The 14,033-nt window shown below is 48.0% G+C and carries 12 protein-coding genes; 10 read left to right on the top strand and 2 right to left on the bottom strand.

Features of this window, described 5'->3' with window-relative positions; genetic code table 11:
* Positions 1 to 414: 414 nt before the first annotated feature.
* The 6 genes from DKW60_RS19010 to DKW60_RS18985 all read left to right on the top strand — a co-directional run bounded on the left by DKW60_RS19010 (position 415) and on the right by DKW60_RS18985 (position 7,232).
* The gene (locus DKW60_RS19010; protein WP_109839247.1) at positions 415 to 1,707 is read left to right on the top strand and encodes a toll/interleukin-1 receptor domain-containing protein; all 1,293 of its coding nucleotides are present in this window, start codon (positions 415 to 417) and stop codon (positions 1,705 to 1,707) included.
* Positions 1,701 to 2,720 (top strand): WD40 repeat domain-containing protein, encoded by a 1,020-nt coding sequence (locus DKW60_RS19005; protein WP_109839246.1) that lies wholly within the window; start codon positions 1,701 to 1,703, stop codon positions 2,718 to 2,720. Before DKW60_RS19010 ends, DKW60_RS19005 begins: the two co-directional genes overlap by 7 nt.
* Positions 2,695 to 5,889: a WD40 domain-containing protein gene (locus DKW60_RS19000; protein ID WP_109839245.1), complete on the top strand. Its 3,195-nt coding sequence runs from the start codon at positions 2,695 to 2,697 to the stop codon at positions 5,887 to 5,889. The genes DKW60_RS19005 and DKW60_RS19000 overlap by 26 nt, the downstream gene beginning before the upstream one ends.
* Positions 5,890 to 5,936: 47 nt before the next feature.
* Positions 5,937 to 6,422 carry a hypothetical protein gene (locus DKW60_RS18995; protein WP_109839244.1) on the top strand — a complete coding sequence of 162 codons (486 nt, stop codon included), beginning with the start codon at positions 5,937 to 5,939 and terminating at the stop codon, positions 6,420 to 6,422.
* Between the two features lie 160 nt (positions 6,423 to 6,582).
* Positions 6,583 to 6,852, top strand: a complete 270-nt coding sequence (locus DKW60_RS18990; RefSeq protein ID WP_109839243.1) for a hypothetical protein — start codon at positions 6,583 to 6,585, stop codon at positions 6,850 to 6,852.
* An 8-nt stretch (positions 6,853 to 6,860) separates the two neighbouring features.
* Positions 6,861 to 7,232 (top strand): type II toxin-antitoxin system VapC family toxin, encoded by a 372-nt coding sequence (locus tag DKW60_RS18985; protein ID WP_109839242.1) that lies wholly within the window; start codon positions 6,861 to 6,863, stop codon positions 7,230 to 7,232.
* 61 nt (positions 7,233 to 7,293) lie between these two features.
* Here the strand turns inward: DKW60_RS18985 and DKW60_RS18980 are convergent, their stop codons facing one another.
* Entirely contained in the window at positions 7,294 to 8,178 is an 885-nt protein-coding gene (locus DKW60_RS18980) for a LysR family transcriptional regulator (RefSeq protein ID WP_109839241.1), read from the bottom strand.
* 221 nt (positions 8,179 to 8,399) lie between these two features.
* On the opposite strand from DKW60_RS18980, the gene leuC reads away from it, so the two are divergent.
* The 4 genes from leuC (at position 8,400) to leuB (ending at position 13,198) form a co-directional block, all read left to right on the top strand.
* Positions 8,400 to 9,809, top strand: coding sequence for a 3-isopropylmalate dehydratase large subunit (gene leuC, locus DKW60_RS18975; RefSeq protein ID WP_109839240.1), 1,410 nt, complete (start codon positions 8,400 to 8,402; stop codon positions 9,807 to 9,809).
* A 27-nt stretch (positions 9,810 to 9,836) separates the two neighbouring features.
* Positions 9,837 to 10,466 carry a 3-isopropylmalate dehydratase small subunit gene (leuD, locus tag DKW60_RS18970; RefSeq protein WP_109839239.1) on the top strand — a complete coding sequence of 210 codons (630 nt, stop codon included), beginning with the start codon at positions 9,837 to 9,839 and terminating at the stop codon, positions 10,464 to 10,466.
* Positions 10,459 to 12,006, top strand: coding sequence for an alpha-isopropylmalate synthase regulatory domain-containing protein (locus DKW60_RS18965; protein ID WP_245929745.1), 1,548 nt, complete (start codon positions 10,459 to 10,461; stop codon positions 12,004 to 12,006). Before leuD ends, DKW60_RS18965 begins: the two co-directional genes overlap by 8 nt.
* Before the next feature lie 85 nt (positions 12,007 to 12,091).
* Positions 12,092 to 13,198: a 3-isopropylmalate dehydrogenase gene (leuB, locus tag DKW60_RS18960; protein ID WP_245929744.1), complete on the top strand. Its 1,107-nt coding sequence runs from the start codon at positions 12,092 to 12,094 to the stop codon at positions 13,196 to 13,198.
* A gap of 180 nt (positions 13,199 to 13,378) precedes the next feature.
* Here the strand turns inward: leuB and DKW60_RS18955 are convergent, their stop codons facing one another.
* Positions 13,379 to 13,984, bottom strand: coding sequence for a helix-turn-helix domain-containing protein (locus DKW60_RS18955; RefSeq protein WP_109839238.1), 606 nt, complete (start codon positions 13,982 to 13,984; stop codon positions 13,379 to 13,381).
* Between the last annotated feature and the right edge of the window lie 49 nt (positions 13,985 to 14,033).

Genomic DNA, 14,033 nt, shown 5'->3' with positions numbered 1-14,033 from the left:
CGTATCCGGACTTTCAGTCCTTTATGCTAACCCACCTGCTTTAGCTGGTGGTTGTTGAGTTAATAAGCCGCCTACGTCCATGAACTTTATCGCCGTCAACCACTTTACTTTGGTTAACAGACTCTAACGCCTGCAACACATCAGACTGAACATTAATATTGTCAGCAATTCGCTGTAATGCCGAGCGGGTATTAACCAGCGCCACTCCACAGTAGACTGCTCATCAACAAAATTACACCGTTGATTCATGAGAGTTTCAGTCTATAATCGATGAAACTCTAGCCATGAGCAGCCGATATGCCCACAAACGCCCCCGCGCAGCCCGAACACTACGATATCTTTATCAGTTATCGAACGACGCGTCGCCCGTGGGTAGAAACACTGGCACATAATCTCACCGCACAAGGCTAAAAAGTGTTCCTCGACGCATGGGAGCTCACCGCTGGCGACAACTTTACCCGCAAGATTTTTAGCGCAATGAAACACTCACGATGCGCGCTACTGATCGCGACACCCGAAGCAGCTGAGTCTGGCTGGGTGCAGGAAGAATATGAATACATGTTCAACCTCGCCAAACAACGTGAAGACTTTCACTGGATACCGATTGTATTAGGGGAGTTTCCGGATTTTCCGTTTCTCAGCAATATCCAAGCGGTTGATTTTGAAGACAGTAGCGAAGAAAAATACCGTACCGCTTTTCAAAAACTACTTTGCGGGCTAGATAAACAAGCACCCGGTGCTAAGCCTTATTTTTCAGGCGATTTAGCACTCCCTGAAATGGACACCGCGTCACCAGAACAAACCTCTATTAATGCCCAACACACCTTTATCAAGGACGTTTGGGATCGCTTAGACGCCAGCATGCCACTGATGATATTGGCGCAGGCCGATACCAATACCCAACACTACATTCAGGCACTCAAACAATCCCTGCAACAAGGCTATCCAAACGCCACCTTCCTACACCTGTTTCCACCCGCCAGTGTGCGTGTTGACAGCGCGGCTTACTTTGGGCGATTAGCCAAGCAATGTGGGCTGGATGAAGGCGTGAGTGAAAGCTGGGAATGGGCGGATGCTTTGCGTGAAAAACTTGATCAGGGTGAAGAGTTCGTACTGCTCATTACAGGTTTTGAAAACGGTGCAGAAGATACTCGCGGCGAACTTGCGGGAGAGTTACGCGGTTTACTCAGTAACTACCCCTATTCACTCAAACTCATTGTGATGGGCAGTGAACAACTCGCTGCGGCAAAATACAAACTAGGCAAACACTCCTTTTTTAATGATCTTGATGAAATGCGCCTGCCGGATGTCAGTCTGCAAGATTTAAAAGACATTTATTTGAAGCGTTACGCCGACTTATCGCTGGATGACGACACACTGGAATCACTACTTACCTTCACTGGTAAACACCCTCGTTTATTGGAAAGTGCCTTACAGTGTCTGAAGCGCGGTGATCCCGACTGGCAAGCCAATATCAAAAATAGCGCACTACCGAGTCAGTTATTTACGCGATTTAGAAATGAGACAGATGCGCAACTACTGTGTGATTTACTGCAAAAGCAAATACTAGGGCGTTATGACGCGTGGCCTCAGGATACGTTGATTAGACGACTGTACTGGCAGAATTTAATTACGGACTGTGATGGAAAGTTTGTTTGGCGTTGTGGGTTTGTTCAACAAACAGGACTGGAGTTGCTGCAATGCTAGGACACTTATGGCGATACTTATTAGTGCTCAGTTTGGTAATAAGCACCTGGGGTATCAGCACGTCAATTTTCGCAGAGACGGCATTACCAAAATTAACCACTCATAGCGAAAATTTGAAAGACTTTCCCAACACGGAGATTGTTAGTCAATCACCTTATCAAGCTATTGCTTACAGCCCTGATGGTAAGGTCATCGCGTCCGCACATTCCGACAACACCATTCAACTTTGGAATGCTCAATCCGGACAGACCATTAACATGCTGAAGGGACACTCTCGCTGGGTTAATACCATCGCCTTCAGCCCCGATGGCAAGGTCATCGCGTCCGGATCTCGAGACAAAACCATTCGACTTTGGAATGCACTATCCGGCGAGACCATTAACACGCTGAAGGGACACTCCAACTGGGTTACTACCATCGCCTTCAGCCCCGATGGCAAGATCATCGCGTCCGGATCTCAAGACAACACCATTCGACTGTGGAATGCTCAATCTGGAGAGACCATTAACACGCTAAAGGGACACTCTCGCCCGGTTAATACCATCACCTACAGCCCCAATGGCAAGGTCATCGCATCTGCATCTTCTGACAACACCATTCAACTTTGGAATGCTCAATCCGGACAGACCATTAACACGCTGAAAGGACACTCTCCTTGGGTTAGTACCATCGCCTTCAGCCCCGATGGCAAGGTCATCGCGTCCGGATCTGATGACAACACCATTCGACTTTGGAATGCACTATCCGGCGAGACCATTAACACGCTGATGGGACACTCTGACTCAGTACGATCCATCACCTACAGCCCCGATGGCAAGGTCATCGCGTCCGGATCTAATGACAACACCATTCGACTTTGGAATGCTCAATCTGGGGAGACCATTAACACGCTGAAGGGACACTCTAACTCGATTCGAACCATCGCCTACAGCCCCGATAGCAAGGTCATCGCGTCCGGATCTCGAGACCACACCATTCGACTTTGGAATGCTCAATCTGGGGAAAACCATTAACACGCTGAAGGGACACCCTAACTGGATTCGAACCATCGCCTATAGCCCCGATGGCAAGGTCATCGCGTCAACATCTTTAAGCAACACCATTCGACTTTGGAATGCACTATCCGGCGAGACCATTAACATGCTGAAGGGACACCCCAGCGGGGTTACTACCATCGCCTTCAGCCCCGATGGCAAGATCATCGCGTCCGGATCTCAAGACAACACCATTCGACTGTGGAATGCTCAATCTGGGGAGACCATTAACACGCTAAAGGGACACTCTCGCCCGGTTAATACCATCATCTACAGCCCCGATGGCAAGATCATCGCGTCCGGATCTTTTGACAAAACCATTCGACTTTGGAATGCACTATCCGGCGAGACCATTAACACGCTGAAGGGACACTCCAACTGGGTTACTACCATCGCCTTCAGCCCCGATGGCAAGATCATCGCGTCCGGATCTCAAGACAACACCATTCGACTGTGGAATGCTCAATCTGGGGAGACCATTAACACGCTAAAGGGACACTCTCGCCCGGTTAATACCATCGCCTACAGCCCCGATAGCAAGGTCATCGCGTCCGGATCTGATGACAACACCATTCGACTCTGGAATGCACAATCCGGGGAGACCATTAACACGCTGAAGGGGCACTCAGGCCTGGTTCTTACCATCGCCTACAGCCCCGATGGCAAGGTCATCGCGTCCGGATCTTCTGATGGCACCATTCGACTTTGGGAAAAATCCACTGCACCACCAATAAAAACCATGATTGGTGGAGCAAACGGTAATTGGCTGAGTTATGACAATAAAGGCAACTTTCAGCGTAGCGATGATGGCAGTCTGCTGTTAATCAAAAAAGATGGAAAGCTGGTTCCGGCTGTTCCTAAATCTATTCAGGCAGTTCCGGCAAACTCACTGTCTGTCGCTTATCAGGGAGAAACTGTTCGCTTAACAGAGAGTCAGGGAACCAGTTTCACACTGCAGGTTCACAATACCAGTCAACAACCTCTATTGTGGTTACGTCCCAGATTGATTCAGGGAAATGGTTTTAGCCTGTACAACACGCCAACTATTCAACGCCTAGAAGCTGGCCAACGTGCTGAACTGACCGTAAAGGTAGCTGCGTATATCCCCCATACTCTCACCAAGCAATCCGCAGATGGCGTTGAGTGGGTAGCACCACCAGAAGGTCCATTGCTGATAGAAGTTGTAGCGCCGGAGCAAACCAACTCTAACAAAGTGTCAGTCCCCGTAAAAGTTGTAATGCCAAAACTAGAGTTAGCCCGCGCTGAATTACTGGATAATACGTTGACGGTCTCCATCAAAAATACGGGAGAGCTTCCTGTCTCTGATACACGGTTTAATTTACGCATTCCCGGTATTGAAAGTCTGGATGAACAAAGTGCCAAAGATGCCATTCCAGCGAATGGAGGAACCATTGAACGAGCCTTTGTATTACCCGAAGGCTTTAAACTGGCCAAGGATAGCAACATTGATTTACAAGTCCGAACCGCTGGCCTGCCGTTTGTTATGTGGAATTTTAATAATCAGACGATTCAGATAAAAAATTCTATGTGGTGGGCATATTTAGGTCTGTTGATCCTAAGCTTACTGGTTGCAACTTATGTGTTTTATAAAAAGCGCTATCAGCACCCGATGGTGCTTGAGCTTAGTGAAACACCGACAGCGTTGCTAACAACGCCTGTTGAACTATTAGACGAAGCAAAACGCAGACTCACACAGACCAATCGTTTGGAAAAAGTATTGTCCGGCGCTGATGTCAGCAGTAACACGCTGAAAGCCGCTACCCCTTTTGCAACGCTTGACACACAACAGAAAACCCAACTTATTGCCAGTCGCCTTGGAGCAGACGCTAAACCGATCGATGAAACCCAAGCCAGCGCACCCAGCATGGCACTTTCTCAGCTGACACTAGCAGAAGGGTTCCCGCTGAATATTGACCGCATCCTGCTCTGTTTTCCTGAACAAACGGCTGCTGAAGATGTATTTTCCAGCCTTAAACACAACGCCGAAGCGCATTCCCGCATCACTCTGATCATCGGCAATGACAGCGCCTACCAGCGCAAGCTTTACAACACCACCCGCGACACCAGTAATAAATGGGTTGCCCCACAAGGCGCTGAAATCACTCGCTTATTACTCGCACCGGATGCAGAAATTGCCCTCGCTGAAATCCTTGCGGGGCAATTGTCACTGCAACAAATCTCCCCTTACCGTATCGGTGGTGGCGTGAATAATGAATCCGTTTTCTTTGGTCGCCGCGAGCTGATTTCACAAATCATTAACCGTGATCCAGCCAATTACCTCATGGTGGGTGGTCGTCAGGTCGGTAAGTCCACACTACTTAAAGCGATCGAACGCCGTTATGCCGACAACCCACAAGTCGAGTGTGTTTACCTCACGTTATCCAGCGAGGTGTTAGTGCCACGCTTAGCTTCACTGTTAAAGCTGGAGCGCACAGACGATGCTGAAGTACTCGCTACACAGCTAGATGAGCGCATCCGCGAAAGTGGTCAACGTTATGTGTTCCTGATTGATGAAGCGGATCGTTTTATCGCGCAGGAAAAATCACACGATTACGCCATTCTCAATGTATTCCGTCGCCTCAGTGAAGAAGGAAATTGCACCTTTATTCTGGCGGGTTTCTGGCAGTTGTATCAACATGCTGTCATGAACCTGTCTTATGCTAATGAAACCTTGGTTGAACATATTGTCGATTCCTGCGGCCAACGCGCCAACCTGATTGCCATCGTCTGTCAGCATGTCGTGCGTAACCTGCCACCACAGCAACGCGTGATTGAAGCCGGAGACGTTGCCTTTGCTCTTAAAAGTGATGAAGTACGCCGTGCCTTAAGTGGTTGGGTCGTCGGTGAAACAGATTTTGAACAAGCCTATGAGCGCATGGTGGTTTACAGCACAATTGGCATGCCATCATTCAATACAGGTGAGCTGCTGGCGCAGGCCAAAGAACATGATATTGCAGTCGATACATTGGAGCTAGATCGCACCTTATCACGCTTAGAACTTTCGTTTGTGCTGGGGCGCAAGGAGGGGCGGTGGTTCTATCGTGTGCCGTTATTTGTGGATTATATTGCTGAAGATTCGCCGGAACTGAAGTTGCAGGCGGAGTTGAAACGTATCGTTCAGCAATAGTACGCTACAATAAATGGCAGTAATCATCCTTGTATAGCGAGTCATCCATGCATTGTTACAGCACTATCGGAAAAGGCCTTTTTGGTCTCGCCCTATTCTTCGTCGTTGGAGCGTTATTGACTTTATTCGACAATGATTCGGACTCAAGCGATGCAACACTTGGGTTTATTATGTTTGCAGCCCTCGCTGGCATTCCAGGGTGGATCTTCTGCCGACGCGCCAACCGCAAGCAAAGCGCGCTCGTTCAACAACTTCAGGGATTTATTCGTAGTCGGGATAGCTTCTCGATGGCAGAGCTTGCCAACGCGATTGATTTGGATGAACAGGTCGCCCGCAAAAAAGTACTGACCATGATTCAGAATCAATCGTTGGATTTAGTATTCGACACGGACACCGAACGGTATATGCGTCGGGATAAATTGGCAGCGCTTAAAGTGATTGAAAGTTGCGGCTCTTGTGGCAGTCAAATTGCAGCGAGTAGGCAAGCAGAGCATCAGTTGGTGAATTGTCCTTATTGTGGGAAACCAATCTAGCACCACTTTATGTGAGTTTGTCAGCCTGTCCGGCCAAGGTCATTCTAAATGGACGGAAATTTGACCGAAGCGAATGGTATAAGAGTTAGGTGTGTACGGTGACAACTCAACACTAACTTAGGGTAGAATAAACAAATCAATATCGTTTAAGGAATTCATCATGGGTGAGGTCAACGTTCAACTAATCACCGAAGAGATAAACACACTTACTCCTCGTCAGCTGGAGGAAGTCATGCATTTTGTTGGCTACCTTAAAAGCCTTCCGATTACTCCACAGTGCCAAGATGAATCTGAAGAAACCCGACAGGAAGTCATTAAAAACTCCTTAAAGCTACTACATAAAGCAGGTACATTTAGCGATATTGACGATCCTGTTGAGTGGCAGCGTGAAGTTCGAACTGACAGACAACTTCCCGGTAGAGCAAACTAGGATCTGCAATGTTACTTGATAGCAATATCTTAATTTATGCTTCTAAAGCTTCTCCTTTTCAAGATAAAGCTACCGAATTTCTGTGTAACCCGGAAGCCTGTATATCAGCAATCACCTATCTGGAAGTACTTGGATATCATAAGTTAGGCACTGACGAAAAAGCGGCTATCGAAGCGATGATAAGCCGTATTGAAATGTACCCTATTTCAAATCAAATTATTCAAATGGCTACCGAACTACGTCAGCAAAAGAGCATATCACTCGGTGACGCCATCATTGCAGCAACAGCACTCCACTATCAGCAACCAATAGTTACTGCTAATGTTCAAGACTTCAAATATTTAGAAGGAATCCAGCTGATTAACCCACTGGAAAAATAGCTTATTTGCGATCGAACATTTAAGTATCTGAGTAAGAATTAGTCCTCAGGTTTTATGGTTGTTATGACGGCAACTCAAACCCAATCACCATCCCCAACATAGCCTTAGCCGCATTACTCAAACTCCGCTTCCGATGCAGCACCACCCCCAGTTCCCTTTCAAACGTCACCCCACCCGCTTCCACAAACACCTCCTCCACCGTCTCATCCAGCAGCGTTTCCGGCAGCAAAGTCCAGCCAAACCCAGCCCCAACCAGCATCTTCAGCGTATCCAGATTATTATTCGTCATCTGCACATTCAACGTCAGTCCGGCACGTTCCATTTCGCGACTGATCACCCGATAAGTTTCGGTACTTTCACTCGGCAGCACACAGGGATACTCCGCCAACTGCGCAAAACTCACTTTATTCTGCTGCAATAAAGGATGATCCGGCCCAACCACGAAGTGCAGGCTATCTACCCACAACACCCGCTTTTCCAAACTATCCGGCAGCGTTCGGGGCAGCGTGACAATGGCCAGTTCTATCTCCCCACGCTCCACCAACTTGCACATAATGTCCGACTCACCAAAGGTCATATCCAAATGCACATCGCGATACTCTCGACGATACTCTCTGAGAATGGGCGGCAACCGGTGCATGCTGACGTGGTGACTCGTGCCAATCAGCAACTCCCCTTTTATCTCATCGGATAATGACGTGGCATAGCGGCGCATATCATTCAGTTCATCGACCAGCGTCTTGGCTTTAGGCAGTAACTTCTGTCCGGCATCGGTGAGCGTGACTTTACGACTGATGCGGTTAAACAGCTGTACGCCCAAATCATCCTCCAGCGCAGCGATGCGTTTACTAATGGCAGGCTGGGTAATAAACAGCGTTTCACAGGCCAGTGAAAACGACTCTTTTCGGGCGACTTCGATAAATGCTTGCAGTGAATTGATGTCCATTCCCTAAGCATAAAGCCAAGTATTACCAAAAGGAATGCATTTCATGAGAATAATGACTTTGTATTATTCATGATGATCTATTAATCTAGCGCTCACAATTTCTTTGGGGGTATTCATAAAGACTAACCCTCATGTTTTGGTGATTTGAACAGGGAGCACGCAAGTTCAAACCACTGAAACACCACACACATCCCGTAAACTGACGTTTAGAGAGACACGCAATGAGCACACAGCCAAAAACGATGTACGAGAAAATCTGGGACTCGCATTTTGTTCACCAGGAAGAAGGCCAGGCACCGTTGTTATACGTTGACCGCCACCTAATGCACGAAGTGACCAGCCCACAGGCTTTTGAAGGCTTGAAACTAAGCGGACGCCCTGTTCGCAATAAGCACAGTATTTTGGCGACGCTTGACCACTGTGTACCAACTAAAATGTTGGACCGTATCAACCTGCCTGACCCAATCGGTGCTAAGCAAGTTGCAACAATGATCCAGAATTGTAAAGAGAACGATCTGGAACTGTACGAAATGGACAGCCAGAACAACGGTATCATCCACGTGGTTGTGCCTGAGCACGGCTTTGTACATCCGGGAATGGTCACAGTTTGTGGTGATAGCCACACAGCGACTCACGGTGCATTCGGTGCATTAGCATTCGGTATCGGTACCTCTGAAGTTGAGCACGTCATGGCGACGCAGACGTTGCCACAAATGAAGTCTAAGACCATGCTAGTCAAGGTTGATGGCGAGCTATCTCCACTAAGCACTGCAAAAGATATTGCGCTAGCAATCATCGGTAAAATCGGTACAGCAGGTGGTAATGGTCACGTGATCGAGTTTGGTGGTGAGGCGATTCGCGCACTATCCATGGAAGGTCGTATGACGCTATGTAATATGGCGATCGAAGGCGGCGCACGTGCAGGTTTGGTCGCACCGGATGAGAAAACATATGCATTCTTAGAAGGTAAAGAGTACGCACCAAGTGCTGAGTACTGGGACGACGCGGTTGCTTACTGGAAGTCATTACCATCTGATGACGGCGCAGTTTTCGACACGGTAGTTGAGCTAGACGCTGCTGAAATCGCACCACAAGTCACTTGGGGAACCTCTCCTGAGCAAGTGGTTGCAGTGAATGCTTCTGTTCCTGCACCGGCTGATTTTGATACAGCAGGTAAAGCAAACGCCTGTCAAAGTGCATTGGATTACATGGGTCTGGAAGCAGGCACACCAATGACTGATGTTAAGGTTGACTATGTATTCCTTGGCTCTTGCACCAACTCGCGTTTGGAAGATTTCCGCGCGGCTGCTGCTGTCGCTAAAGGTACTAAAGTTGCAGATGGCGTAACCGCTATCGCAGTACCGGGTTCTTATCAGGTTAAGAAGGATGCAGAAGCAGAAGGCATCGACAAGATTTTCATGGATGCAGGTTGGGAGTGGCGTGAGCCAGGATGTTCCATGTGTCTGGCAATGAACGGTGACCAATTGAAGCCGGGCGAGCGTTGTGCATCAACCTCAAACCGTAACTTTGAAGGTCGTCAGGGTAAAGGTGGACGTACTCATCTTGTTTCTCCTGCGATGGCTGCTGCGACAGCGGCTGCTGGCCACTTTGTTGACATCCGTACTCTTTAATCACGATTCCACCGAGGACACTATATTATGCAACCTTATAGCAAACACACTAGTATCGCTGCTGCGATGAATCGTGCCAATGTCGATACTGACCAGATCATTCCTAAGCAATTCTTGAAGAAAGTTGAGCGTACCGGTTTTGGCCAGCACTTGTTCCACGACTGGCGTTTTACTGATGACGCGGGCAAGATCGACAACCCAGAATTTGAACTGAATAACCCAAAATTCGCAGGCGCTAAAATCTTAGTGACTGGCGACAACTTCGGTTGTGGTTCGTCTCGTGAGCACGCGCCATGGGCGATTGAAGACTATGGTTTTAACACCATCGTTTCGACCAGCTTCGCGGATATCTTCTACAACAACTGCTTCAAAAACGGCATCCTGCCAATCGTGGTTAGCCCAGCGGAATTAGACTCGCTAATGGCTGAGATCAATGGCAACGAAGGCGTTGAGTTTACGGTTGATTTGGAAGGCCAGAGCCTGACAACACCGGGTGGCTTATCCATCAGCTTTGAGCTAGATGCAGTTCGCAAGAGCAACTTAGCACTAGGCTTAGACGATATCGGCCAGACCATGCAGCACGTTGACCAAATCACTGCTTATGAAACCAAGCACAAAGCACAGTTCCCTTGGTTATGGGCAAATGCGAATGGCTAAACAACGTCAAATAACGTTGATGGATACTACCCTGCGTGATGGTGAACAAACGCAGGGGGTGTCTTTTGCACCGGAAGAGAAAGTCAGTATGGCAACCGCCTTACTCGGCAAACTCAAGGTTGATCGTATCGAAGTCGCGTCTGCCCGTGTATCAAAAGGTGAGCAGGAAGCGGTGGCCAAGATCAACGCATGGGCTGAAAAATCTGGTTACGCGAATTGTGTGGAAGTGCTTGGTTTTGTAGACCACACACGCAGCGTTGACTGGATTGTGGAAGCCGGTGGCAAGGTCATCAACTTATTGACGAAAGGCAGCGAAAAGCACTGCCGTGAACAGCTACGCATCAGCCATGAGGAGCATATCAGCCGCATTAAACAAACGGTTGAATATGCACAATCTCAAGGCTTGCTGGTCAATGTCTATCTGGAAGACTGGTCGAATGGTTATATCGACTCGCCGGAGTATGTGTTTGCACATACCGAAGCGCTGCGTCACTTAGGTATCAAGCACTTTATGTTGCCGGATACCTTAGGCGTGATGTCGCCTAAAGAGGTGTTTGACAGCCTGACCGACATGACCTCACGCTTTCCGGAATTGCATTTCGACTTTCACCCACACAACGATTATGGCCTAGCCACGGCGAATGTCATGGCAGCGGTTGAGGCGGGCATTAGCTCGATTCACTGCACCATCAACTGTTTGGGTGAGCGCGCGGGTAATGCCTCACTGTCGCAAGTGGCAGTGGTACTGCGCGATAAAATGGACATGAAGATCAATATCAGAGAAGACCATATCGTTGATATGAGTCAGATGGTTGCGAGTTTTTCAGGGAAATTTGTCGCCAGCAATACGCCGGTATTAGGTGCGGATGTCTTCACTCAAACCGCGGGTATTCATGCCGATGGTGATCAGAAAGGTGGCTTGTATGAAACTAAGCTCAACCCGGAACGATTCGCCCGTAAACGTGAATACGCTCTGGGTAAAATGAGTGGAAAAGCCTCCTTAGCCAAGAACCTACAATCACTCGGCATTACCTTGTCAGAAGAGAATCAGGCGAAGGTATTAGCACGCGTGGTTGAGCTGGGAGATTCCAAGCAAAAGATCACTACAGACGATCTGCCCTTCATTATCGCCGATGTCATTACCGGCAGCGACTATCAACATATTACCCTAACCGGTTGCTCGATCAGCAGTCGTTTGGATGAAAAGACCCATGTGGCCATTGATGTTGATATATATGGCGAGCCACACACCGCGACTGGTTCAGGAAATGGTGGTTTCGATGCGTTTACGGTTGCCGTGGATAAGATTCTTAATCTTTACCAGATGTCACTCCCGACGCTGATCGACTATGAAGTGCATATCCCAAGAGGTGGTCAAACCAGTGCCCTGACTGAAGCAATTGTTAGCTGGCAACTTGAGAATGGCAGCAAGACATCCACGCGGGGTGTGCATGCCAATCAGGTGTATGCCGCGATCAATGCTGCCTTGCGCATGGCGAATATGTTGCTGCAAACGGCCAAGCAAAAACAGATTAGTTAATTACTTAATGCATCGGGTTTGATCGACGGATTCCAGCATCGTTGAACCAACCCGGCGCGACTCATTTATTTATTAGGAGAATATTGTGTCAGACAATATCAAGAAGATTGCGATTCTGGAAGGTGACGGAATCGGCCCGGAAGCAATGGCTGAAGGTATTAAAGTACTAAAAGTTATCGAAGCACGTAACGACATCACGTTTGACCTAGTTCACGCGCCATTTGGTGCAACAGCTTGGTTCTCACACGGAAGCTCTTTCCCTGAAGAAACTAAAAAGCTAGTTGACGAAGCAGATGCTGTTATCAAAGGCCCTATCGGTCTTAGTCACGAAGAGTCGAAGCAGATTCCAGTAGACGAGCAGCCTGAGCGTGGCGCACTTCTGCCAATGCGTGCGCGCATGAACACTTACGCGAACTACCGCCCTGTTTTTCTACCTAAGGCACTTGCTCACTTCTCACCTTTGAAGCCAGAAATCATTGGTGAAGGTATCGACCTTATTATGGTTCGTGAGCTAGTTGGTGGTGTTTACTTCGGTAAGAAAGAAAGAGGCGTAAACGCTGAAGGTAAGCGTTATGTGACTGAAGCGCTTGAGTATGATGAAGATCAAATTCGTAACATTTTGGTTAAAGCATTTGACCTGGCGATGACACGTAAGAAAGTCCTTCACAACATTCATAAAAGTAATGTACTGAAGTCTAGCGTGCTGTGGAATGAAGTACTGGAAGAAGTGAAAGTTGACTATCCAGAGGTTGAAGTCATCCATATGTTGGTTGATGCAGCGGCTACTCACCTTTGCCTGAACCCAACACAGTTTGATGTGATGGTGATGGAAAATATGTTTGGTGACATCCTGAGTGACCAAGGTGGCGGAATCCTAGGTTCTCTGGGCCTTATGCCTTCTGCATGTATCGGCCCTAACTCTGCATACTACGAGCCATCTCACGGTTCTGCACCTGATATCGCTGGTAAAGGCATTGCGAATCCGTATTCATTGATCGGTTCATTCGCGATGATGCTTGAGTACAGCTTTGACATGAAAGAAGAGTCTAAGAACATTTGGGATGCGATGCAGGCTGTGTTTGCAGCTGGCTTCTCTACTTCAGACCTGTCTAAGCCGGGTTCTGGTGTGACTATGCTTAGCACTAGTGAGTTTGGTGATAAGGTGGTCGAGTATTTGGAGAAGAATGCTTAATTAAAACGGATATGGATAACGGCTGAGTAATCGCCGTTATTTTAGTGTCTAGTGGAGGGCTGCTTTTTAGTAGCCCTTTTTTATCTCAGTCTTTGAAGAAATATTAGTATTGACCAGTAAATTCCAAGCTAAGCCCTCGGATTAGTCTGGTCTAGCTAAAATATTAAGCCTCTAAGCAATCTACTCAACCCCCTCCATATCCCACTCATGCCCCACTGAATTCGTAGACGCCCCCACTGACACAATCATATACAACAGCGAGTCCGAATCACTGCGATTAATAATCCGATGGTTCTGATCCGCCTGATAATACGCCGTATCCCCCTGATTCAACTGCACAATATCCGAACCAGACACCACCTCAACAGAGCCACTATGCACCGTAATAATCTCCCGCGTACCACGAAAATGCGGCTTACTGTTTAGCTGTCCCGATGGCGGCAAGGTCACCCGATAAAACTCCGTCGCATCCATACTTGGCGACGTCAGTACTTGCACCTGACCACTTTCATCATCGCGCATTACATTAGCCGGATCATCACCTCGCACAACCTCGATCGTCGGTTGTGTCCAAGGCTCTTCGACCAACTCTGAAATTGAAATATTCAGCGCCTGAGCAATACGACAAGCAACTGCCAAAGTCGGGTTAGCTTTGCCCCGTTCAATCTGGCTCAGCATGGAGCGACTAACGCCTGACTGGTCAGCCAATTGATCCAGTGTCCACTGTTGATTCTTACGGCATTTCTTTAGGCGCTCGGCCAAGGTATTCAAGTTCGGATCGGACATTCAGATTCTCATTGTTAGCAACAAATTCCACTATAACATATTTTTTTCT

Origin of the sequence: Leucothrix pacifica, from assembly GCF_003172875.1 — a bacterium.
Classification (GTDB): Bacteria; Pseudomonadota; Gammaproteobacteria; order Thiotrichales; family Thiotrichaceae; genus Leucothrix; species Leucothrix pacifica.
This window is presented reverse-complemented; position numbering and strand designations above follow the sequence as displayed.